Origin of the sequence: Variovorax sp. YR750, assembly GCF_900109805.1 — a bacterium.
GTDB classification, from domain to species: domain Bacteria; phylum Pseudomonadota; class Gammaproteobacteria; order Burkholderiales; family Burkholderiaceae_C; genus Variovorax; species Variovorax gossypii.
The window spans coordinates 1-23,432 of sequence record NZ_FOBJ01000023.1 but is presented as its reverse complement, the minus strand read 5'-3'; the positions used below and the strand labels follow the sequence as shown (position 1 = coordinate 23,432).

Genomic DNA, 23,432 nt, shown 5'->3' with positions numbered 1-23,432 from the left:
GGTGGCACAGCTTGTGGCTGCCGCTTTTCAGGGCAGCCCTTGGAACCTCTTTGTCACATCAGTTGTTATGACAGGCTAGAATGTACGCGCTGGCCGTTTGCAGGGATAACTAGGGGAAACGCTACTGGCAAGGTGCTTTTATTCAGCCGAAGCTGTTATGACATGAAGCCAAACATACTGATCGGCATCGACATGGGGTCGAGCAGCCTGAAAGCCCTGGCCCTCGAAGCCGGGAGCGGCCGCTCCGTCGCCCTGTCCCGAATGCCACTGCCGCACGACCGGCTGCCCGGAGGGGGATGCGAAGTGAGCGCGACGGCCATCCGCGCAGCGCTCACCCACGTGCTGCGCGACGTCGCCCATCAACTCGGAGACCGCGTGGCGGAGGTCCGCGCCATCGGCTGCACCGGCCATGGCGCGGGGCTCTATGCGCTCGATGCGCGCATAGAGCTCGTGAGCGGACGCGCCGTCGCCTCCACCGACCAGCGCGCCGACGCGCGTGCGCGTTCCCTTGCGTTAGGCCACGGCCCTGCGCTCTTCGCCGACGTGGGCTGCCAGCCCTGGCCCGGCCAGCCCACGGTGATCGCGGCCGAGCTGCTGGGCACCGATGCCGTGCAGCGCGGCGCGGTGCGCCGGCTGATGTTCGCGAAGGACTACCTCGGCTTCCTGCTGACGGGCGAGATCGCGACCGACGCCAGCGATGCGAGCACCGCCGGGCTTGTGTCGATCGAGACGGGCACCTGGTCGCAGGCGGCCTTCGATGCGTCCGGCATCGCGGATCTCGGCCCGCGCGTCTTCGGTCCGCTGGTGCCCAGCGGCGAGATCGTCGGCAGGCTGCGGCCTTCGGAAGCCGCACTGTGCGGCCTGCCCGCCGGCATTCCCGTGGCGATGGGCGCCATCGACCTGCTCGCCTCGATGACCGCGATCTGCGCCGAAGGGCGCTCGCGCGCGGTGTCGGTCTTCGGCACCTGGTGCGTGAACGCCGTCATCGGGCCGGTGATCGAGCCCAAGCCCGCGGTGGCCGCCGTCGTCAATTTCGGACGCGAGGACAAGCGCCTCTACATGGAGAACAGCCCCTCGTCGATGGCCAACATCGCATGGCTGGCCGGCGTGCTCGGGCTGCCCGATTCGCGCGCGGTGGTCGACCTGGCGATGTCGGTGCCGCTGGGTGCCGGCGGCCTGCGCTTCCTGCCTTTCGTCAACGGCGGCGGTGGCGTGACGGCGGGCTTCGTCGGCCTCAAGAGCCATCACACGCGCGGCGACATGGCGCGCGCGGTGGTCGATGCGGTTGCCGCGCTGCACGCACGGCACACGGCGCGCCTCGCGGCCTGCGGGCTGCCGGTGTCCGCATCCACCGTGCTCGGCGGCGGCGCAAGCGACACGCGCCTCGTGCGCCTGCTGGCGGGCTTCCTCGGCCACCCGGTCGAGCGCTGCGCCGACGACGAGACCGGCGCGCGCGGCGCCGCCATCTACGCCGCCATGTCGCAAGGCATCGACCGCGCGGAGCAAGGCAGCGCCTTGCTCGCGCCCTGCGACACCGTCGAACCCGACGCAGCCCAGGCGCGCGCCCATGCCGACTTCATCGCCGGCTTCAACGAACTGATCGACACCATGTCTCCTGTGTTTTCCCATTTGGCGGGAGGCGCGATGGGCGCCGCCCGGCCGCCCGAAGGCGTCCGCACCGCAGCGCCCAGCGCGGAGGTTTCCCGATGAGCGCCTGGCAACTGCCCTTCGTACGCCCGGCATCCCTGGCGGACCGCCATTTCTCGACGGTCATCATCGGCGCCGGCATTAATGGCGTGGGCGTGTTCCGCGACCTGTGCCTGCAGCGCGTGGACTGCCTCATCGTCGACAAGGGCGACTTCAGCGCGGGTGCCAGCAGCGCGCCCTCGCGCATGATCCACGGCGGCCTGCGCTACCTGGAGAACGGCAGCTTCTCGCTGGTGGCCGAGGCCACGCGCGAGCGCAACCTGCTGCTGCGCAACGCGCCGCATCTGGTGCAGCCGCTGAAGACGGTGGTGCCGCTGTCGAGCTTCTTCGGCGGCCTGATGAGCAGCGCGCTCAAGTTCTTCGGCCGCACGCCGCCGCAGCGCACGCGCGGGCTGCTGGCCGTGGCCGCGGGCCTGCGCCTGTACGACCTGCTGGGCCGCCGCCAGCGCGTGATGCCCAACCACCGCATCAGCCGCGTGCCGCCGGGCGACCGCAGCCTGTTCCGCGCCGCGGTGCGCTGGACGGCCACCTTCTTCGACGCGTGGATCAGCCACCCCGAGTGGCTCATCCTCGAGCTGATCGGCGATGCCTGCCGCGACCAGCCGCGCTCGGCCGCCACCAACTACTGCCGCGTGATGGGCTGCGCGGGCAACATCATCACGCTGCGCGACGAGATCACCGGCGCGCTGGTGCGCGTGACGGCCGACACCGTGGTGAACGCCAGCGGCGCATGGCTGGACCGGAGCACGGCAGTGCTCGGCGGCGGCGGTCCGCGCGTGATGGGCACCAAGGGCTCGCACCTCGTGCTCGACCATCCCGCGTTGCGCGATGCGCTCGAAGGTCGCATGGCCTACTTCGAGGCGGTGGACGGGCGCGTGTGCATCGTCTATCCCTTCCTCGACCGCGTGCTGGTGGGCTCCACCGACATCCCGGTGGAAGACCCCGACAAGATCGCGACCGAGCCGGAGGAGGTCGACTACCTGCTCGAAGTGCTGGCCGAGGTGTTCCCGAACCTGCGCTTCGACCGTGGCGATGTCGTCTACACGTACGTCGGCGTGCGGCCTCTCGCGCGCTCCGACGCCGACAAGCCGGGGCAGATCTCGCGCGACCACTCGGTGGTGCTCGATCCGCCGAGCGCCACGCGCGATATTCCCGTCGTCGGCCTTGTCGGCGGCAAGTGGACCACCTTTCGCGCGCTCGCCGAGGAAGCCACCAACGAAGTGCTGAAGCAACTGGGCCGTCCGCGCACGGCATCGACGGACATGCTGCCCATCGGCGGCGGTGCCGAGCTGCCGGCCGATGCGCAGGCGGCCGAGCGCTTCGTCGAGCGCATGGTCGGCGCCTCGGGCATGAGCCGCACGCGCGCCCAGGTGCTGCTGCGGCGCTACGGATCGAAGGCGCTGCCGCTGGCGCAGCGCCTGGCCGCCTCGGGCGACATGCCGCTGCGCCATGCGCCCGACTATTCGGTCGCCGAGCTTTCGTATCTGTGTCTCGAAACCGGCGTGGTGCACCTGGACGACCTCGTGATCCGGCGCACGCTGCTGGCCATCCGCGGGCTCGTCACCGACGCCGCGCTGGCCGAGATGGCCGGCATCGCCGCCGAGGCGCTGGGCTGGGACGCAGCACAGCAGCATGCCGAGCTGAAGGCCTGCGCCACCGCGCTGCGCGAGCGCCACGGCGTGCGGCTTTCGCCGGTGGCGGCCGATGCGCCGGCATCTTTCGATGCATCATTGATGACTCCTCAGGCCATGGGCCAGCCCTCGACGTGAACTCTCAGACCGAAATTTCGACCGTACTCGACCGCGATTCCGAGTCCCCGCTGTGGGCCCAGTTCCGCGACGCGCTGCGCATGCAGATCCTGCAGGGCGTGCTGCCCATCGGCGCCAAGCTGCCATCCGAAGCCGAGCTGGGCGAGCAGTTCGGCATCTCGCGCATCGTGGTGCGCGAGGCGCTGGCCGACCTGGTGCGCAACAACCTCATCTACAAGATCAAGGGCCGGGGCGCCTTCGTGTCGGCGCGCGAGCGGGACGAAGATTTCGTCTCCACCGTGCTCGGCTTCTCCGACGAGATGGAGCGCAAGGGCCGCTCGGTGCGCACGCAGATCCTCACGCAGGAGCTGCGCGCGCCCACCGAGCAGGAAGCCGCGTCGCTCGGCCTGACCGACGACACGCAGGTGGTTGCGCTCAAGCGCCTGCGCAGCGTGGACGGCGAGCTGCGCCTGCTGGTGGAGACCGTGGTGCCCGCCGACCTTGCACCGGGCCTGCACCGCACGCGCCTGGACGACCGCTCGCTCTACGACGTGCTGCGCCGCCAGTACGGCCTGCGCCTGGTGCGCGCAGAACGCTGGATCGACGCCGTGCTGCCCGACGCCGAGACCTGCGACCTGCTCAACCTGCCTCAGCCCGAGCCGCTGCTGCGCATCGAGTCGATCGCCTACGGTGCCAACGGCAGGCCGCTGGAGCACTACCGCGCGCTGCACCGCTGCAAGACCAGCCGCCTGCACGTGCAGACGACCACCTGAGGTCCGGGCTCAGCCCTTGGTGGCTGTCTTCGAGGGCCAGAGCACCGAGGCGATGGCCACCATCATCAGCGCCACCGCCACCCAGTCCTGCCAGTGCACGGCCTCGCCGAGCCACACCGCGCCGCTGAACACGCCCAGCACCGGGATGAACATCACGCTCAGCGTCGACGCGATCGGCGGCAGGCCGCGCGCGAGGTAGAACCATGCGGCGTGGGCGAAGCCGAAGATCAGCACCGCGTTGTAGAGGATCGAACCCCATGCCACGCGGCCTGGCCAGTAGAGCTGCTCGCGCTCGAAGAGCAGCGAGAGCGCCGTCATCACCACGGCCGTCATCGCGGTCATCCAGAACGAGAGCGTGAGCGTCGGCAGGCCGATGCGCGTGTGGCGCAGCAGCTGCGTGCCCAGCGCCCACGTGGCCGCGGCCACCAGTGCCAGCGCCACGTAGCCGGGCCGGCCCGACAGGTTCGTGAGTTCGTGCCACAGCAGCAGCCCCACGCCGACCGCGCAGGCGCCAACGCCCAGCCACGCGCGCCGCGTGAGCGCGGCGGAGAACAGCAGGGCGCCGATGACGGCCGAGAACACCGGCATCGTGTAGCCCAGGATCGCGGCGCGCCCGCCCGAGAGTGCCTTCACCGCGAGGATGATGCAGGCGTGCCAGACGAACATGTTGGTGGCGCCAAGCCAGACCAGCTCGGGCCACGCGCTGCGCGGCACGCGGAACGGCACCTTGAGCCACACCAGCGCGATGGCCAGCACCGGCAGGCCGAGCCAGATCGAGATCGCGCGGAAGCCCAGCGGCGGGTAGTCGGCCACGCCGAGCTTCATCACCGGCCAGTTGAAGCCCCACGCGAGGGTCAGGAGAACGAGGATGACGAACTGGCGCGGGGTGAAGGAAGGCATGGGGCGCGATTGTGGCGCGGCCCGTGCATTCGTGCAGGGCGCGGCTACTTCAGCAGCCGCTTCAGGTACCGCCCCGTATGGCTCGCTTCGTTCGCCGCGATGTCTTCCGGCGTGCCTTCGCCCACCACCGTGCCGCCGCCGGCACCGCCCTCGGGGCCCATGTCGATGAGCCAGTCGGCGGTCTTGATGACGTCGAGGTTGTGCTCGATCACGACGATGGTGTTGCCCGCGTCGCGCAGCTGGTGCAGCACCTTCAGCAGCAGCTCGATGTCGGCGAAGTGCAGGCCGGTGGTCGGCTCGTCGAGGATGTAGAGCGTGCGGCCGGTGTCGCGCTTGCTGAGCTCCAGCGCGAGCTTCACGCGCTGCGCCTCGCCGCCCGACAGCGTGGTGGCCGACTGGCCCAGCTTGATGTAGCTCAGGCCCACGTCGAGCAGCGTGCGCAGCTTGCGCTCGATGGTCGGCACGGCCCTGAGGAAGTCGTGCGCGGCCTCGACCGTCATCTCCAGGATCTGCGCGATGTTCTTGCCCTTGTAGAGCACCTCGAGCGTCTCGCGGTTGTAGCGCTGGCCGTGGCAGACCTCGCAGGGCACGTACACGTCGGGCAGAAAGTGCATCTCGACCTTCACCACGCCGTCGCCCTGGCAGGCCTCGCAGCGCCCGCCGGCCACGTTGAAGCTGAAGCGACCCGGGCCGTAGCCGCGCTCGCGCGCGGTGTTGGTCTCGGCCATGAGTTCGCGGATGGGCGTGAACAGGCCGGTGTAGGTGGCCGGGTTGCTGCGCGGCGTGCGGCCGATGGGGCTCTGGTCGACGTTGATGACCTTGTCGAAGTACTCGATGCCTTCCACCGACTCGTGCGCGGCCGGTTCCTCGTGCGCGCGGTAGATGGTGCGCGCCACCGCCGTGTAGAGCGTGTCGTTCACCAGCGTGGACTTGCCCGAGCCCGACACGCCCGTCACGCAGGTCAGCAGGCCGACGGGGAAGGCCACGCTCACGTTCTTCAGGTTGTTGCCGGTGGCGCCGACGACGCGGATTTCCTGCAGGTCGGTCTGCGTGGCGAGGTGCGCGGCCTCGCGCGCGGCGCGGCGCTCGGCGGCGGGGCTGGGCGGAAAGCGCGGGGGCTTCTTGCCTTCATGGAAGGCGGGTTGCTTCGTCGCCGGCAGCCAGGCGGTGCGGTGCTTGGGCACTTCGATCTTTCGTGCGCCCGAGAGGTACTGGCCGGTGAGCGAGTCGGGGTTGGACGAAACCTCGGTGTAGGTGCCCTGCGCCATCACGCGGCCGCCGTGCACGCCGGCACCGGGGCCCATGTCGATCACGTGGTCGGCGGCGTGGATCATGTCCTCGTCGTGCTCGACCACGATCACGCTGTTGCCGATGTCGCGCAGATGCTTCAGCGTGCCGATGAGGCGGTCGTTGTCGCGCTGGTGCAGGCCGATGCTGGGCTCGTCGAGCACGTACATCACGCCGGTGAGGCCCGAGCCGATCTGCGAGGCGAGGCGGATGCGCTGCGCCTCGCCGCCAGAGAGCGTTTCGGCGCTGCGGTCCAGGCTCAGGTAGTTCAGGCCCACGTCGTTCAGGAATTTCAGGCGCAGACCGATCTCGCGCACCACCTTGTCGGCGATGTCGGCCTTGGCGCCGCGCAGCCTGAGCTTCTGGAACCAGTCGAGCGAATCGCGCAGCGTGAGGCGGCTGAGCTCGAAGATGGCCATGCGCGGACGCTCGGCACCGTTGTCGGCGGCGCTCTCGTCGACCAGGAACACGTTGCGCGCCTCGGGCCGCAGTCGCGAGCCGCCGCAGTCGGGGCAGGGCTGCAGGTTGCGGAAGCGCGCGAGGTCCTCGCGCACCATCACGGAGTCGGTCTCGCGGTAGCGCCGCGTCATGTTCGGGATGATCCCCTCGAAGGGATGCTTCTTCGTGAGCTTCTTGCCCGCGAAGTTGCCCGACTCCATGGTGTAGTTGAACTTGATCTCCTCGGCGGCCGAGCCGTGCAGCAGCACGTGCTGCACCGAGGCGGGAAGCGATTCGAAGGGCGCGTCGACGTCGAACTTGTAGTGCTTCGCGACGCTCTCGATCATGCTGAAGTAGTAGCCGTTGCGGCGGTCCCAGCCCTTGACGGCGCCGCTGGCCATCGACAGCGATGGAAAGGCCACCACGCGCGCCGGATCGAACACCTCGCGGTGGCCGAGGCCGTCGCAGCTGGGGCAGGCGCCCACGGGCGAGTTGAACGAGAAGAGGCGCGGCTCCAGCTCCGACAGCGAGTAGTGGCAGATCGGGCAGGCGAACTTTGCGTTGAACAGGTGTTCCTTGTCGGGCGCACCCTCGGCGCCCAACTGCAGCGCGATGGCGCGTCCCTCGGCCAGGCGCAATGCGGCTTCGAAGCTCTCGGCCAGGCGCTGCTGCATGTCGGGGCGCGCGCGCAGGCGGTCGATGACGACGTCGATGTCGTGCTTCTCGGTCTTCTTGAGCTTGGGCAGGTCGTTGTATTCGTAGGTCTGCCCGTCGACGCGGAAGCGCACGTAGCCGGCTGCCTGCATCTCGGCGAAGAGCTCGAGGAACTCGCCCTTCTTCTCGCGCGCCACCGGCGCCAGGATCATCAGCCGGGGCTCGTCGGGCAATGCCAGCACCGCATCGACCATCTGAGACACCGTCTGCGCCTGCAGCGGCAGGTGGTGGTCGGGGCAGTAGGGCGTGCCGGCGCGGGCGTAGAGCAGGCGCAGGTAGTCGTGGATCTCGGTCACCGTGCCCACGGTGGAGCGCGGGTTGTGGCTGGTGGCCTTCTGCTCGATGCTGATGGCGGGCGAGAGGCCCTCGATCACGTCGACGTCGGGCTTGTCCATCAGCTGCAGGAACTGCCGCGCATAGGCCGACAGGCTCTCGACGTAGCGCCGCTGTCCTTCGGCATACAGCGTGTCGAAGGCCAGGCTCGACTTGCCCGAGCCCGACAGGCCGGTGATCACCACCAGCTTGTTGCGCGGGATGTCGAGGTCGACGTTCTTCAGGTTGTGCGTGCGCGCACCCCGGATGCTGATGCGCTGCTGCGCCAGCACCGCGCCGAGGTAGGTATTGCGTTCGAGTTCCGCGTCGCGAGCGCTTTCCGCGTCGGCGTCGGTGTATTCAGTGGTTTTTGAATTCAAGGGGGCGATCGTCCGAGGGCAACCGGACATGATAGACCGCCGGGGATTTCATGGCGAGTGGCCGGGCTCTGGAGGCTTGGGCGTGGGGACTTCCGGCGATGGCGGCGGCTGCACCGCTTCGGTGCCACCCCCGCTGCCCCCACTGCTGATCGCCCGGCCCACCATGTGCTCGGCCAGCGTGTCGTACAGCGGGCGGCTGATCATCCGCGAGACCAGGCTGGCCAGCATGGCGGCGGCCATCAGGCTCAGCACCATCGAGTGGCCGTCGACCATTTCCATGACGATGATGAAGGCGGTGAGCGGCGCCTGCGTCACCGCCGCCAGGAAGCCGGCCATGCCCATGGCGATGAGCGCCGGCCCCTGCTCGCTGCTGGCCAGCCGGGCCACCGCGTCGCCGATGCCCGCGCCGATGGACAGCGACGGCGCGAAGATGCCGCCCGGCACGCCGCACCAGGCCGTGAGCCAGGTGGCGACGAACTTCAGCACGGTGTACAGCGGCGTGAGCTCGTCGTGGCCCTGCAGCATCTGCTTGACCGCCTCGGAGCCCGCGCCGAAGGTGACGCCGTCCGTGACCAGCCCGATGACGGCCACCGCCAGCCCGCCGACGGCCGCGAAGCGCACCGGAAAGCGCGCCCGCCAGCGGTTGAAGCGTCCGGCCGTGCCTGTGAGCGAGGCGATCAGCAGCCGTGCGAAGAGTCCGCCCGCGGCGCCGCTCAGCAGCGTGACCAGCAGGCCGGGCGCGAGCACGTCCCAGCCCAGCCGGGGCACGCGGATCACGCCGAAGTAGCTGATGTTGCCGAAGGCCGAGACCGCCACCAGGCCCGCCAGCACGATGGCCGTGATGATCAGGCCGCTGGAGCGCGCCTCGAGCCGGCCCGACAGCTCCTCGATGGCGAACACCACACCCGCCAGCGGTGCGTTGAATGCCGCCGCGATGCCGGCGGCGCCACCGGCCACCAGCAGCGCGCGCCCGTCGATGGCCGTGTTGGGCGAGAGCCAGCGGCGCGCATGCTGCATCACGCCCGCCGCCACCTGCACGGAGGGGCCTTCGCGCCCGATCGACAGGCCGGCCGCGAAACCCGCCACGCCCAGTCCGATCTTCGCGACCGTGAGCCGCAGCGAGGCGAAGACGAAGCGCCGCTCGCCGGGCAGGGCCGGATGCAGGGCGGCCTTGATCTGGGGAATGCCGGAGCCGCCGGCTCCGGGGAAGAAACGCAGGGTGAACCAGACGATGCCGGCCGTGAGCAGCGGCGTGGTCAGCAGCACCGCCCAGGGCCAGGCGCGGTAGAAGCGGTGGAACTCGCCGAAGACCCAGTCGCTGGCCAGCGTGAAGCCCACCACGAAGAGGCCTGCCGCGATGGCGTAGCCCAGCACGATGACGCGGTCGAGCCAGACGCGCCCGCTCGACAGCTCGGCGCGCAGATGCTCGAAAAAGTCAGGTTCCCGATTCATCGCAAAGTCCCATTCTGGCATCCGGCGGGAGTGCGGGCAGCCGCCTTGGGGCACAATCGAGGGTTCTTCTCAACCTCCTCCTCCATCTACTTATCAGGGGCAGTGCATATGGCATCGGTCAATAAAGTCATCGTCGTCGGCAATCTGGGGCGCGACCCCGAGATGCGTACATTCCCGAGCGGCGACCAGGTCGCGAACGTCACAGTGGCCACCACCGATCGCTGGAAGGACAAGCAAAGCGGCGAAATGCGCGAGGCCACCGAGTGGCACCGCATCGTCTTCAACGGCCGCCTGGCCGAAATCGCCGGCCAGTACCTGCGCAAGGGCTCGCAGGTCTATGTCGAGGGCAGCCTGCGCACGCGCAAGTGGACCGACAAGGACGGCATCGAAAAGTACACCACCGAGATCCGCGCCGATCAGATGCAGATGCTCGGCAGCCGCCAGGGCCAGGGCGGCCCGTCGGGCCCGAGCGATGACGACGGCTACGGCGGTGGCGGCGGCTACTCGCAAGGCGGCGGTGGTGGCGGCGGTGGCGGCTACGCCCCGCGTGCGCCCGCGGCTGCACCGCGCGCTCCGGCGCCGGCTCCGCGCCAGGCACCGGCCAAGTCGTCGTCGGGCTTCGACGACATGGACGACGATATTCCGTTCTGAAGCCGGTTACCCGGACTTGTCACTGAAGGCCTGCTCTTTCGGGAGCAGGCCTTTTTTCATTGCTCGGGCCTGAGCGCGCCAGGCCTTCAGCCGGCTTCTGGAACAGGCTCCTTGCGGGCCTCCGCATCGGCGCCCAGGAACCCCAGCACCAGCTCGACGAAGCGTTCCCCCTGCTCGACGTTCGATAGGTGCACCACCGGCAGCAGCTCGAAGCGCGCACCCGGAATGCCCGCCGCGAGCTCCTCGCCGTGGCGGGCCGAGGTCACGGTGTCTTGCTCGCCCGCGATGACGAGCGTGGGGCTCGCGATCAGGCGCAGCGTCCTGCGCAGGTCGGCGTCGCGCACGGCGGCCCAGCTGCCGGCGATGCCTTCCCTGGGCGTGCGCAGCAGCGTCCTGTGGAACGCCTCGATGGTGGCTCCGCGGGCCTCGAGCATGCGGGCGGGAAACCAGTTGCGCAGGAAGGTGTCGGCCGTGGATGTCATGTCCGGCGCGGCCATCAACCCGGCGATGGCCTGGTCCCACTGGCCGGCCGGGCCCAGCCAGGCGGCGGTGTTCGACAGCACCAGCCGGTCGATGCGCTCGGGCACGTGCACGCCCAGCCATTGGGCGACGATGCCGCCGAGGGACAGCCCGAGCACGTGGACGCGTTCCAGCCCCAGCGTGTCTAGCAGCTCGACGACGTCGCGCCCGAGGCGGTCGAGCGAGTAGGGCACCGCCGGTGCGCCGGACGCGCCGTGGCCGCGGGCGTCGTAGCGCAGCACGCGGAAGTGGCGCGCGAGCCGCGGCACCTCCGCGTCCCACATGTGCAGATCGGTTCCGATGGAGTTCGACAGCAGCAGCACCGGCAGGCCGGCGTCCCCGTCGAAGCGATAGGCGATGGAAACGCCGTCGCCGGTGGTGAAGAAGGAAAGGTTCGAGTCCATGGTGCTTGGCCTTGCGATGTGTTTGACGATGGCTTCATCGTAGGCAGGCACCGGCGCGGCGGATACTACAAAGTTCAGACCATCTTTGTACGAAGAACCAACGATGTCATCGACCTTCACGCTCCACGATCTGCAATGCTTCGACGCCGTCCTGCGCCACGGCGGTTTCCAGGCCGCTGCGGAGCGGCTGCACCGCACGCACCCCTCCGTGATCGCCTCGGTGGCCAAGCTGGAGCAGCAGCTGGGCATCACGTTGCTGGACCGCTCCGGCTACCGCGTGAAGCCGACGGACGCAGGGCGCGCGCTGCATCGCAAGGCGGAATCGCTGCTGCGGGAAGCGGGCGACCTGAAGACCTACGCCGAGCAGCTGGCCATGGGGCAGGAGGCCGAGCTCCGCGTCGTGCTCGGAGACCTGTGCCCGCTGACGCCCGTGCTGCAGCTGCTGGGCCGCTTCTTCGGCGCGTGGCCGCAGACGCGGCTTCATCTGCAGTTCGAATCCGTGACCGGGCCGTGGGAGCGCCTGCTCGACGGCGAGGCCGATCTCATCGTGCACCGGGTCGCCAAGAGCGACGTGCGCCTCGACTGGATCGACCTCGGAAAGGTGGCGATGGTGCCGGTCGTGGCCGCGGGCTTCCTGCCGTTCCCGGTCACGGCTGCGATCACGCCGCAGCAGATGCAGCGCTTCACCCAATGCGTGATCCGCGACTCGGCCCGCCGCGCGCCCGAGACGCAGCACTACGTGGTCGAAGGCGCGCCGCAGTGCTCGGTGCCCGACATGCTGATGAAGAAGGAACTCATCGCGAACGGCATGGCATGGGGCCACCTGCCGCGCTTTCTCGTCGAGCCCGAGCTGAAGGAAGGGCGGCTGCTGTCCATCGCGGGGCGGCACTTTCCGGGCATCGTCGAGGACCTCGTGGTCGCGCGGCTGCGCGACAGACCGCACGGCCCCGTGGCGACTGCGCTGTGGGACTTTCTCGGCAGCCATGCGCCGCTCTTGAAGCCGGCGCTGGGGCAGGTGCCTCGCGCGAGTGTCCGGGGTGCGAGCAAGCCCGCGAAAGCAGGACGCAAATCGACACGATGACGCGGAAGTCGCCGCCGGATAATGCGGGCTTTTTTGCTCAGCAGCCAACCAGGATGAGTGCCGCGGATTTCCTTTTTTCTCCCGAAGTGCAGAAGCTCCTCGCGATCCTGTACGCGGCACCCGATCAACAACTTCCGACCGGCGAACTCGCCAGGCGCTCGAAGCTCGGCGAGGCCGATGCGGCGCTCACCGTGGAGCATCTCGTCAAGAGCGGCATGGTGAAGCGGCAGGCGGCGAAGGCCGAGCAGGCCGAGACCCTGCAGGTCGATCGCTCCTTCGTCTTCCACGACGAGCTGCGGCGCATCGCGTTCAAGTCGTTCGCCGTGGCGGAGCCGATCCGTTCCATGCTGCGGTCCAAGTTCAAGGACTCGGTCGTGCGCGCCTTCGTGCTGGGCGAGGACGCGCAGGGCACCGTGGAGCTGCTCGTCGTGCATGGCCAGCTCGTGCCCGACGAGGCCACCATGGCGGCGGCCTGCCAGAAGCTGTCGAAGAGCATGAGTCGCCACCTCAAGGTGCACGTCATTCCGCTCGGCAGGCTCGACGGCATGTCGCCGCGCGATCCGCTGGCCTCGAAGCTCGCCGCCGGCAACGTGCACGAAATCATCGCGCTCGGGGATACCAAGGCGCAGCTGCCCGTCGAGAAGGGCGGGCTGCTGCAGGCGGCCAGGAAGAAGCTGGCGACGCTGGCCCGGCCGTCCGCGTGAAAGGGTTCAGCCGGCGGAGCGCTTCATGCGCCGCGCCGTCTCGACCACCGCGCCGCGCAGCGATCGCACCGTGGGGTGGGCTTCGAGCTCCTTCAGCGTGAAGAAGCTCACCGGCGGCAGGTTCCAGCTCAGCCGGTAGGGGAGCGCGGCCCAGTGGCCCGCGGGCTCCATGCCGGCCAGCACGTCGCGCGCGAAGATGGTGATGGCGTTGGACTCCTGGCGCAGCACCGTCTCGATGCTCCGGATCGCCGTGGTCTCCAGGATGGGCAGCGGCGGCTGGACGCCCGCCCCGACGAAGATCGCGTTGTAGGTCCTGCGCATGGGCGTGTTGGGCGGCGGCAGGATCCAGTCGAGCTGCGCGAGCCGCGCCCAGTCCAGCGGCCCGCGCGAGAGGCGCTTGACGTTCTTCGCGCCGACCACGAGGCAGGGTTCCTGCTCGTGGATGGCTTCCTGCACCAGCCCGCTCGCATCGCCGTCGTAGGAGCGGCCGATGGCGCAGTCGAGTTCGCGGGCGACGAGGCCGGCGACCAGCTCGTCCGTGGTGCCTTCGCGCACCATCACCGAAATGCGCGGCGAGCGGTCGAGCAGGTGCGTGAGCGCCGCCGACATGAGCTGCTGCGGCACCTGCTGCGTGAGGCCCAGCCGCAGGCGCCCGCTGCGCCCGGCTTCCAGCGAGGTGAGCACACGTGTGGTTGCCTCGAGCTCGGCCAGCCAGCGTCGCGCGTAGTGCAGCACCGCGTCGCCCGCGGCGGTCGGCACCAGCCCCCTGCTGGAGCGCTCGAAGAGCGTGCTGCCGAAGATGTCCTCGACCTCGTGCAGCGCCTTGGTGATCGCCGGCTGGCTGAGCTGCATCTCGGCGGCGACGCGGCTGAGCGTGCGATGCCGGTCGATGGCCTGCAGCAGCGAAAGCTGGCGCAGCTTGAGGCGCGAGAGCAGCGCGTGCTGCAGTTCGACGGCGGGGTCGCGGGCTGTGGGCAAGGCCATAACTCCATGGTTATCGGGCTATCAGAAATTATTTCACTTTGGTGAATTGCGAGTCCTAGACTTTTCCCATGGACCCGATCAATGCACCGACGACCACCGGCATCACGGCCGGCTTCCTGGACGCCCTGGCCGAGGCGGCCGGCGCCGACGAGGCACTGCGCCGGATCGACGGCTGCCGCCTTCGGATCGCCCCGGGCAGCATCTTCAGCATCCAGCAGAACGTGACGACCGGGCGCGACGCGGCCGGCCAAGTCCTGCTGCGCCGCTTCTATTCGTCGGAGGCCGCGACCTTCCCGGTCAACGGCGCGAAGCGCAAGACGCGCACGCCGTGGACCGAACGCCTCTTCGTGCAGGGGCGCGTGTTCGTGGGCGAGGGCGAGCAGGTGCTCGCGCAGAACTTCGACGACTTCGACCAGATGCGCGCCTACAGGCTGCGCAGCGTGGTCAACGTGCCGATGCTGCAAGGCAGCCTCTGCTATGCCACCTTCAACGTCTTCGGCACCCGCGAGCGCTGGCAGCCGGAGGAGCTCTTCGGCATCCGGCTGCTGGCGCTCGCCGCCGCGCGATGGGTGCCTTCCGCGCCCGGGCTCGCCTACAGCTTCGAGGAGGAGACGCCATGCCTGTGACCGCCTTGCACCACTTCACCATCCGCTGCACGCCGGACGAGCTGCCGCCGCTGGTCGATTTCTACACGCGCGTGATGCGCCTCACGGTCGGCGCGCGGCCGGAGATTCCAGCGCCCGGCGCGTGGCTGTACGCGGATGGCCAGCCCATCGTTCATCTCTACGCACACTTGTCGACGCCTGATGGACCCGGCGATGCGGACGAGCCTGTCACCGGCCACGTCGACCACATCTCGTTCCGCTCGCGCGGACTGGCCGAGATGCGCGAGCACCTTCGCGCACTGGACATTCCCTTCGCCGAGGCGCCGATTCCCGGCTGGGCGATCCACCAGCTCTTCCTGCACGATCCGCGCGGCCTGAAGATCGAGATGACCTTCTGGATGGACCTGGAAGAAGGGAGCGCCGCATGACGAGCTTCGTGCAGGCGGGCGAGCTGCGCATCGCCTTCGACCGCGAGGGCGACGGCCCGCCGCTGCTGATGATGCACGGCGCGGAAGCCTCGCGGCAGATGTTCGCGGCGCTGGTGCCGCATCTGTCGAAGCACTTCACCGTGATCGCCTACGACCAGCGCGACTGCGGCGAGACCGAGGGGCCGGAGCGCGCGTCGACGCTCGCCGACCTGGCGGACGATGCGCGGCGGCTCGTCAAGGCGCTGGGGTTCAGGCGTGCGCACGTGTTCGGTTCGTCCTTCGGCGGCCGCGTCGCGCAGGCGCTGGCGCTGATGCATCCGCGTTCGGTCGATCACCTCGTTCTGGGCAGCACATGGCCGCTGCCGAGGCCGTACGAAGAGCTGTGTCCCGACGCGCGGCGCCTGGGCGAGCTGCGCCGCGACCTGCCGGCCAGCGCGCAAGAGCTGGCGACATGGTTCTTTCCGGAAGCCTTCTTGGCGCAGCGGCCAGAATTGCGACGTGTGTTCGCGAACGCCCGGCCCGGCTCTGCGCGTTCCTCACGGCGGATGGCGACAGTGCAGACCGCGCTCGAAAGAGGCGTAGCCGACATCCTCGCGCCCACGCTGGTGCTGGCGGGCGAACTCGACCGCGTGGTGCCCGCGAGCGTGACGCTCTCGATGGCCGGCCGCATCCGCGGCGCCGATGCGGTGCTGCTGCCCGGCGTCGGCCACGTCACCGCGATGCAGGCGCCACAGGTGCTGGCGCAGCACATCGTCCGCTTCCTAGAGACCTGATCGAGACCTGAAACCCGAAGGAGCCAGGCCATGAGCACGAACCATGAACGCGCGACCGCAGGCGCGCGCGGGCGCCCCGACTACATCCGCATCGAAGGGCTCTCCAAGCACTTCGGCGACGGCGGTGGAGGCGTGCTCGCGCTGAAGGACATCGACTGCAGCATCGAGCAGGGCAGCTTCGTGACCATCGTGGGACCGAGCGGCTGCGGCAAGAGCACGCTGCTGCGCATCCTCGCGGGCCTGCTCGACTACGACATCGGCCGCGTGGTGCTCGACGGACAGCCGATCCGCGGCACGCGGCGCGACGTGGGCGTGGTGTTCCAGAGCTCGATCCTGCTGCCCTGGCGCACCATCCTCGAGAACGTGATGCTGCCGGCCGAGGTGCTCGGCATTCCCGCGAAGCAGGCGCGCGAGCGGGCGATGCAGCTGCTGCAGATGGTCCGACTCGAAGGCTTCGAGCACAAGCTGCCGCGCCAGCTGAGCGGCGGCATGCAGCAGCGCGCCTCGATCGCGCGGGCGCTGCTGCACGACCCGAAGATCCTGCTGATGGACGAGCCCTTCGGCGCGCTCGACGCGATGACGCGCGAGCGCATGAACCTGGAGCTGCAGCGCATCTGGATGGAAAGCGGCAAGACGGTGGTGCTCATCACGCATTCGATTCCCGAGGCGGTGTTCCTCGGCGACAGGGTGTTCGTGATGTCGCCGCGGCCGGGCACGCTCGAGCGCGTGCTGCCCGTCGACCTGCCGCGTCCGCGGTCGATGGAGGTGATGTCGCATCCCGCCTTCGCCGCCGCGTCCGCATCGATCCGCGAGCGCTTCTCGCATGCAGCTTCATTCGACTGACAGGGGGCTCCCGATGACCACCGCCATGCTCGCCAAGACCGATTCCGCCGCGCCGTCCGCGGCTAGCCCCTCGATCCCGGCAAGGGAGAAGCCGCGGCGGCGCCGCGCCAATCCGCTCGCGTCTACACGGGTGCAGTCGATCCTGCTGCTCGTCGCGCTGCTCGGGTCGTGGGAAGGGGCCGTGCGGCTCTTCAAGGTGCCGAAGCACCTGGTGCCGCCGGTGAGCGACATCGCCGTCGCGCTGTGGCGCGGCCTCGCCACCGGGCCCCTGGCGAAGGACGGCTTCTGGTATCACGGCGGCGTGACGGTGACCGAGATTCTTCTGGGCTTTCTCATCGGCAGCGGCGTGGGCCTCGCGATCGGCATCGTGGTGTCGCAGATGCCGAAGGTCGAGGCGCTGCTGGAGCCCTACGTCGCCGCGCTGCAGAGCGTGCCCAAGGTTGCGGTCGCGCCGATCATCGTGGTGTGGCTGGGCTTCGGCATCGGCTCGAAGGTGATGATCATCTGCCTGCTCACCTTCTTCCCGGTGCTCGTGACCAGCATCGCGGGCTTCAAGGCGGTGGACCCGGACCGGATCGACCTGCTGCGCTCGCTCTCGGCCACGCAGTGGCAGATCTTCCGCAAGGCGAAGTTTCCGAGCGCGCTGCCGTACATCTTCGCGGGGCTGAACATGGCCGCCGCCTTCAGCGTGGTGGGCGCGGTGGTGGGCGAGTTCGTCGGCGCGCAGGCGGGGCTCGGCGTGCTCATCTTGCAGATGGAAGCGCAGGCCGACACCGGCGGCAGCTTCGCGGTGTGCGTGGTGCTGTCGGTGATCGGCATCGTGCTGAGCGACCTGCTGCGCCGCATCCAGCGCCGCGTGCTGCACTGGATGCCGGCCGACGCCTCGCAGCAGCGGGCGGTGAACGTCTGAGCCGCGCATTCCTGCATCCCGCATTCCCGCATTTCTTTTCGCATGAAGAAGGAGCGAGCCATGTTGACGCGACGTGATTTCGGCCTGGGCCTCGGCGCCCTCGGTCTTGCAGCCGGCCTGCCGGCATTGGCGCAGGGTGTACGGGTGATGAAGGTGGCGAACACCGCGGCGGTGAACGATCCGCAGCAGTGCTTCACCACCGCGGGCCAGCACCCCAGGCTCGACTTCTACAAGTCGAAGGGCGTGGACGTGGAGTACGTCAACATGTCGAGCATGACCCAGGCGCTGCAGAGCCTGCGCGCTGGGCACGTGGACTTCGGGCCGGCGGTGCCGGGCATCCTGCTGCCGGCGATGGCGAAGGATCCGTCGCTCGACCTGGTGAGCGTCTACAAGTGGCTGCCGCGCAATGCGAACGTGATCGTCGTGAAGCCCGGCAGCCCGATCAGGTCGGCCGCGGACCTCGCGGGCAAGCGCATCGGCGTGCGCAGCCAGGGCGACACCGGCATCGTCATCACGAAGATCATGCTGGCCGAGCTGGGGCTGAAGGACGACCGATGCGAATACATCGCCATCGGCGACGGCGCGCCCGCAGGCGCGGCGATCGACAACGACCGCGTGGACGCGATGGTGGCCTTCGACACCGCCGCCGCGCGCATCGAACTGGTGGGAACGAAGCTGCGCTACGTGCCGCTCACGCCGAAGTTCGCGCAGCTGGGCTCGGGCTGGCTGTGCGTGCCGCGCAAGCTGCTCAAGGACGATCGCAAGGCGCTGGTGGCGCTGTTCCAGGGCATCGCGAAGTCGACTCTCTTCTCGAACGCGAACCTCGATGCGGCGATCGACCTGCACTGGGCCACGTACCCCGAGAGCCGGCCCAAGGGCCGCAGCGAGGACGAGGCGCGCAAGGAGCTGGCATTCATCCTCAAGGACCGCAGGAACAGCTGGATGCGCCGGCCCGACGATCCGGACCAGCGCATGGGCGCGTCGTCGGTGGCCGAGTGGAAGGCCAACATCGAGATGACGGCCGAGAGCAGCAAGAACCCGAAGCTGGCCAGCGAACTCGGCGACCCGAACCGGCTGTTCACCAACGAGCTGATCGACGACATCAACGCCTTCGACAAGCAGGCGGTGATCCGGATGGCCAGGGAATTCAGGCTGTAGCAGGCGAAGGAGCAGGCCATGGACGTTCTCATCTCCGGCGCCAGCATGGCTGGCCTCTCGGCGGCCTGCTGGTTCGCCCGCCTCGGCCACCGGGTGACGGTCGTGGAGCGCGCCGACGGCCTGCGCCCCGGCGGCGCGCCCATCGACGTTCGCGGGCGTGCGCTCGCAACCGCGCAACGGATGGGCATCCTCGCGAGGATCGAGGAAGAGAAGGTCGCCATCCTCGAGCCGGCGCCGGTGCTCGACGGTACGGGAGCGCAGGTCGCGACCCTCGACCTGCGCTGGTTCGCCAACGAGACCGACGACGACATCGAGATCACGCGGGACCGGCTCAACCGGATCCTGCTGGACGCCATACCCGACGGCGTGGAGTTCCGCTTCAAGGCCTCCATCGCGGCGATTGCCGACGGGGCCGGCGGCGTGGATGTCGCATTCGCGGACGGGCTGCGGGAACGGTACGACCTCGTGGTCGGTGCCGACGGCCTGCATTCCAACGTGCGCCGGCTCGCCTTCGGGCCGGAGAAGGACTACGTCCGGCACTTCGGCCACTACGTCGCGCTGGTCGATCTTCCGGCTGACCGGACGTGGCACCGTGCCATGCTCAACGTGCCCGGCCTCACGGTCGCGGTGCGCGATGCGGGCGACGGCCCGCAGGGAATGATGCTCGCGGCCAGCCCGGAGATCGACTACGACTACCGCGATCTCGATGCGCAACGGCGGCTGATCGACCGGCTCCTTTCCCGCGTCGAAGCATGGCAGGTGCCCGCGATGCGCGAGGCGTTCGTCGATCCCGACGCCAGGGGCTTCTACTTCGATTCGGTCAGCCAGACCCGCATGCCGGGCTGGACGCGCGGCAACGTCGCGGTCATCGGCGACGCGGGTCACTGCGCGGCGCTGCTGTCGGGCATGGGAACGACGCTCGCGATGGTGTCGGCGGAACTGCTGGCGAGCACCTGGACCGAGGCCGGCGGCAACATGGAGGCGGCATCGCCGCTCTATCACGAACGCCTGCGGCCCTATGTGGAGCAATGCCAGGCCTTCGCCGGCGAAGGCGCTCCGATCATGGTGCCGCCCACGCAGGAAGCGCTCGACGAGCGCAACGCGATGTTCCGCGAGTACGCGGCCAGGTTCGCGAAGTGAGCTGAACCGGCCGGCCGCCTGCTGCCGCGGCCCTGGGACCGGGGCTCGCGGCGATCCGCGAGGTCACGACCACCGTTCCGCGTCCTTTGAGGCAGCCGATCGGGTTGGCGGTCTCGAGCTTGACGACGAACTCGCAGCCCAGGAGTTCGCCGAGGGCAGGGCATTCGAATTGCGGGGTGTCGAGAAAAACGCCGGAAATCTCTTTTCTCGCTGTGCGCATGCGTTCCAGGTCGATTCGCGTGTTTGGCCGACTGGTGCTTTTTTGCGTTGCCGGTGCTGTTTTTTTTGCGCATGAAGCAATTAATTCGACTTAGTTTGGATGGTTTTTGGCCAGTCATTGTTCGCGGGCAATGGAAATTCGGAAAAGCGGCCGTCAATTGGTCGAAAAGCATCCCAATGTACTCATGAAATCCTGCCTTGCAGGCCGGTTGCTTCCCTTTCCTCTCTCACCTCGCGTACGGGCGCGTCTACCCGTCCATCCCACCAAAGACAAATAACATTTTCATTGTCATTGATATCGAATTGATGATTACGAAGAATAACTTCATTGTCGAGTCCAGAATTGCATGGTAAGAAAATAATTCATTGGTATCTTTGGATTACTATTGAATTTGAAGGTTCAATTGAAAATTCGCTTTTATTCTTCTAAATGACTCCAAAAAGAGACATTTTCGATTGCTTAATTCCATCCGCCTTTTTAGATTTGCCGGCTGAAAATAATTCAAAGAAACAGGGGGCCGAATGGTCTTCAGCCATTCGATCGGTCTTTCAAACGGATGGATGGAGCTCATGAATAAAACTTACCGCTCTCTGTGGAACGAGTCCCTTGGCGCCTGGGTCGCGGCGTCTGAAACCGCAAGTGCACGCGGCAGCCGCGGCGCAAGCCGCATGGCGGCCACCGGCGCGAACGGCGCGCTCACGCTGCCCCCTTCAGGGCGCCTGCGCGCGGGGGTCATGACGGCATTGCTGACGCTGGGCTGGGCCGGATGCTCCGCCCCGGCGCAGGCACAGTCGGTCGACTGCTCGGCGTCGCCTTTCAACGCGTACAACAGCACCGCCTCGTGCATGGGGTTCCAATCGAAGGCCTCGGGGATCGGGGCCACCGCGCTCGGTTCTCTTGCGCAAGCCCAGCAACTCGGCGGGCTCGCGGTGGGGTACAACTCCCTGAGCTCCGCACAGAATTCGATCTCCCTGGGGTTTCAGGCCTTCAGCTCAGGCGTCAACTCCATCTATCTGGGTGCCCGCACCGGGCCCACCACTGGCGCACTGGCCGATGGCGCCATCGGCATCGGCACGGACGTGACCGCCAACGCCCTCAGCACCGTCGCCATCGGCTCCCTGTCCCAGGCAACCGCGTTGCGCGCCGTCGCGTTGGGAAACCAGGCAATGGCAACCAGCGAAGCGGCCACCGCCTTCGGCAACGGCACTCGAGCGCAAGGCAACAGTTCGCTTGCGCTCGGTGCGCAAGCGATCGCTGTCGGCGACAGCACAGTCGCGGTCGGCCAGGGTGCCGGCGCGGGCTCGACGATCGCCAATACAGGTTCGGCCGCAGTGGGTATCGCGGCCGGAACGCTGGTCAGCGGCGCACAGAACACCGCCATGGGGGGAGGCATTGCGAGCGCGATGCGCGGCGCGGGTTCGGGCGTCACGGGAGCGCGCAACGTCGCCTTCGGCACAGGCGACGGCAGCGTCGCCTACGACGCCACTCTGAAGGCATCGGCGGGCAACCTGGTAACGGGCAACGACAACATCGCCATCGGCACCAACGCGGGCATCGGCGTCGCCAGCAACGCGACGACTTCCATCGGCCTCAATGCGAATGCCAGCGCGAACAACGCGGTTGCGATAGGCCCCCTGGCCAACGCAGCGGGCATCAGCTCCGCGGCACTCGGCAACCTCGCCAATGCTTCGGCGGACTTCTCTCTGGCCATGGGCAATCAGGCCCTGTCGAGCGGCGTCGGCTCGGTCGCGGCGGGGTCGGGCGCCAACGCAGCGGCCGATGGCACCGTGGCGATGGGCAACAACGCCACCGCCAGTGCCACGCGCGCGACCGCACTGGGATTCGGTACCGTGGCCGCCAAGAACGCCACCGCGGTGGGCACGCTTGCCGCAGCGGCCGGTGAGCAGGCGGTCGCCATCGGCAGCAACGCCAAGGCCTCCGCGCTCAACGCGATCGCGATGGGCCTCAACACCGTCGCCGACTCCGCAGACGCAGTCGCAATCGGCAACGGCTCGACGGCCACCGGCGGCAAGGCAGTAGCCATCGGTTCCGGCAACGTCGCCAACGGCAACGGCGCGGTGGCCATCGGCGACCCGAACACCGCCACCGGCAACGGCGCGATCGCGAGCGGCCTCGACAACACCGCCACCGGCAACGGCTCCGTGGCGATGGGCAACACCAACAAGGTAGGCGGTGGCGGCCAGGCCGTGGGCGTGCCCGGCACGCCGGCGCAGGGCGCGGTCGGCATCGGCTTCCAGAACACCGTGGTCGGACAGGGCAGCGTGGCGATCGGGAGCACCAGCCAGGCGCTGGCGGCAGGCGCGGTCGCCTTCGGCGATACGGCCATCGCCAACAACGCGGGCGACGTGGCGCTCGGTTCCGGCTCGGTCACCGCGACGGCCGTGGGAACTCCCAGCGTCACCATCAACGGCACGACGCACAAGTTCCAGGGCATCAACCCCACGAGCACCGTCAGCGTCGGTGCGCCGGGCACCGAGCGCACCATCACCAACGTGGCCGCCGGCAGGATCTCCGGGACCTCCACCGATGCCATCAACGGCAGCCAGCTGTCCGCCACCAACGACGCGATCGCGGAGGTGGCGACCACGGCCGGCAAGGGCTGGAACCTGACCACGGCCCAGACGGGCACCGGCACGGCAACGGGCACCAGCGTGCAGAACATCGCTCCGGGCACCGCCGTCACCTACACGGCAGGCAACAACATCGCCATCACGCAGAACGGCGCCGAGGTGCAGATCGCCACCAGCGCGACGCCCAGCTTCACCAGCGTGACCACGGGCGGCACGGTGATGAACAACAACGGCCTCACGATCACGGGCGGCCCGAGCGTGACGATCACGGGCATCAACGCCAACAACACGGTGATCACCAACGTGGCGCCCGGCGTGGGCCCCACCGACGCGGTGAACGTGAGCCAGCTGAACACCACGATCACGGCCAACAAGATCAAGTACTACAGCGTCAATTCCACCGGCGGCGGCAACGAGGACAACCTCGGCGCAACAGGCGCCGACGCCATCGCCTCGGGCAAGAACGCCAGCGCGACCGTCGACGGCTCGGTCGCCATAGGCTCGGGCTCCGTCTCCGACCGGGCGATCGCCGCCGGCACGGGCAACATCCCCGCGGGCAGCGCGCTGATCCCGTTCAACACCGCCGACCGCACGCTCCTGGGTGCGCTCTCCGTGGGCAGCGCCACCACCTACCGCCAGATCACCAACGTCGCCGACGGCACGCAGGCACAGGACGCGGTCACGGTGCGCCAGCTCAGCGGCGCGCTGCA

The 23,432-nt window shown here is 68.7% G+C and carries 19 protein-coding genes; 14 read left to right on the top strand and 5 right to left on the bottom strand.

Going from position 1 to position 23,432, the window contains the following annotated elements:
• The first annotated feature begins 162 nt into the window (after positions 1–162).
• The 3 genes from BMY35_RS34220 to BMY35_RS34210 are packed head-to-tail and all read left to right on the top strand — an operon-like array spanning position 163 to position 4,228.
• Positions 163–1,710, top strand: a complete 1,548-nt coding sequence (locus BMY35_RS34220) for an FGGY family carbohydrate kinase (protein ID WP_093209069.1) — start codon at positions 163–165, stop codon at positions 1,708–1,710.
• A complete protein-coding gene (locus BMY35_RS34215; RefSeq protein ID WP_093209066.1) occupies positions 1,707–3,476 on the top strand; it encodes a glycerol-3-phosphate dehydrogenase/oxidase in 1,770 nt (589 codons plus the stop codon). The genes BMY35_RS34220 and BMY35_RS34215 overlap by 4 nt, the downstream gene beginning before the upstream one ends.
• The gene (locus BMY35_RS34210; protein ID WP_093209064.1) at positions 3,473–4,228 is read left to right on the top strand and encodes a GntR family transcriptional regulator; all 756 of its coding nucleotides are present in this window, start codon (positions 3,473–3,475) and stop codon (positions 4,226–4,228) included. The genes BMY35_RS34215 and BMY35_RS34210 overlap by 4 nt, the downstream gene beginning before the upstream one ends.
• Positions 4,229–4,237: 9 nt before the next feature.
• Here the strand turns inward: BMY35_RS34210 and BMY35_RS34205 are convergent, their stop codons facing one another.
• The 3 genes from BMY35_RS34205 to BMY35_RS34195 are packed head-to-tail and all read right to left on the bottom strand — an operon-like array spanning position 4,238 to position 9,711.
• Positions 4,238–5,128, bottom strand: coding sequence for a DMT family transporter (locus tag BMY35_RS34205; RefSeq protein ID WP_093209061.1), 891 nt, complete (start codon positions 5,126–5,128; stop codon positions 4,238–4,240).
• 44 nt (positions 5,129–5,172) lie between these two features.
• A complete protein-coding gene (gene uvrA / locus BMY35_RS34200; RefSeq protein WP_093209058.1) occupies positions 5,173–8,289 on the bottom strand; it encodes an excinuclease ABC subunit UvrA in 3,117 nt (1,038 codons plus the stop codon).
• Between the two features lie 18 nt (positions 8,290–8,307).
• Positions 8,308–9,711: a chloride channel protein gene (locus BMY35_RS34195; protein WP_093209056.1), complete on the bottom strand. Its 1,404-nt coding sequence runs from the start codon at positions 9,709–9,711 to the stop codon at positions 8,308–8,310.
• 108 nt (positions 9,712–9,819) lie between these two features.
• Between BMY35_RS34195 and ssb the strand changes: the two genes are divergently transcribed.
• On the top strand, positions 9,820–10,362 hold the full coding sequence (gene ssb / locus BMY35_RS34190; RefSeq protein WP_019655528.1) for a single-stranded DNA-binding protein: 543 nt from the start codon (positions 9,820–9,822) through the stop codon (positions 10,360–10,362).
• Between the two features lie 86 nt (positions 10,363–10,448).
• Here ssb and pcaD read toward each other — a convergent pair whose 3' ends face one another.
• On the bottom strand, positions 10,449–11,285 hold the full coding sequence (gene pcaD, locus BMY35_RS34185) for a 3-oxoadipate enol-lactonase (RefSeq protein WP_093209054.1): 837 nt from the start codon (positions 11,283–11,285) through the stop codon (positions 10,449–10,451).
• A gap of 103 nt (positions 11,286–11,388) precedes the next feature.
• Here pcaD and BMY35_RS34180 point away from each other — a divergent pair, with 103 nt between their 5' ends.
• Together BMY35_RS34180 and BMY35_RS34175 are read left to right on the top strand one after the other, a co-directional pair.
• Positions 11,389–12,366 (top strand): LysR family transcriptional regulator, encoded by a 978-nt coding sequence (locus BMY35_RS34180; protein ID WP_093209051.1) that lies wholly within the window; start codon positions 11,389–11,391, stop codon positions 12,364–12,366.
• 53 nt (positions 12,367–12,419) lie between these two features.
• Positions 12,420–13,070, top strand: coding sequence for a hypothetical protein (locus BMY35_RS34175; RefSeq protein ID WP_093209049.1), 651 nt, complete (start codon positions 12,420–12,422; stop codon positions 13,068–13,070).
• Positions 13,071–13,076: 6 nt separating this feature from the next.
• Here the strand turns inward: BMY35_RS34175 and BMY35_RS34170 are convergent, their stop codons facing one another.
• On the bottom strand, positions 13,077–14,048 hold the full coding sequence (locus BMY35_RS34170) for a LysR family transcriptional regulator (protein WP_177213777.1): 972 nt from the start codon (positions 14,046–14,048) through the stop codon (positions 13,077–13,079).
• Positions 14,049–14,122: 74 nt separating this feature from the next.
• On the opposite strand from BMY35_RS34170, the gene BMY35_RS34165 reads away from it, so the two are divergent.
• The 8 genes from BMY35_RS34165 to BMY35_RS34130 all read left to right on the top strand — a co-directional run.
• Positions 14,123–14,680 carry a hypothetical protein gene (locus BMY35_RS34165; RefSeq protein ID WP_093209045.1) on the top strand — a complete coding sequence of 186 codons (558 nt, stop codon included), beginning with the start codon at positions 14,123–14,125 and terminating at the stop codon, positions 14,678–14,680.
• A complete protein-coding gene (locus BMY35_RS34160) occupies positions 14,671–15,087 on the top strand; it encodes a VOC family protein (protein WP_093209042.1) in 417 nt (138 codons plus the stop codon). Before BMY35_RS34165 ends, BMY35_RS34160 begins: the two co-directional genes overlap by 10 nt.
• A complete protein-coding gene (locus BMY35_RS34155) occupies positions 15,084–15,860 on the top strand; it encodes an alpha/beta fold hydrolase (protein WP_093209040.1) in 777 nt (258 codons plus the stop codon). Before BMY35_RS34160 ends, BMY35_RS34155 begins: the two co-directional genes overlap by 4 nt.
• Before the next feature lie 30 nt (positions 15,861–15,890).
• Complete coding sequence (locus BMY35_RS34150) at positions 15,891–16,703, top strand: ABC transporter ATP-binding protein (RefSeq protein WP_093209038.1); 813 nt, start codon at positions 15,891–15,893, stop codon at positions 16,701–16,703.
• Positions 16,704–16,716: 13 nt separating this feature from the next.
• Complete coding sequence (locus BMY35_RS34145) at positions 16,717–17,613, top strand: ABC transporter permease (RefSeq protein WP_177213776.1); 897 nt, start codon at positions 16,717–16,719, stop codon at positions 17,611–17,613.
• Between the two features lie 60 nt (positions 17,614–17,673).
• Positions 17,674–18,771, top strand: coding sequence for an ABC transporter substrate-binding protein (locus BMY35_RS34140; RefSeq protein ID WP_177213775.1), 1,098 nt, complete (start codon positions 17,674–17,676; stop codon positions 18,769–18,771).
• A gap of 18 nt (positions 18,772–18,789) precedes the next feature.
• Positions 18,790–19,911: an FAD-dependent monooxygenase gene (locus BMY35_RS34135; RefSeq protein ID WP_093209030.1), complete on the top strand. Its 1,122-nt coding sequence runs from the start codon at positions 18,790–18,792 to the stop codon at positions 19,909–19,911.
• Positions 19,912–20,700: 789 nt separating this feature from the next.
• Positions 20,701–23,432, top strand: a 2,732-nt coding sequence (locus BMY35_RS34130) for an ESPR-type extended signal peptide-containing protein (RefSeq protein ID WP_256230416.1), incomplete at its 3' end; no start/stop codon positions are given.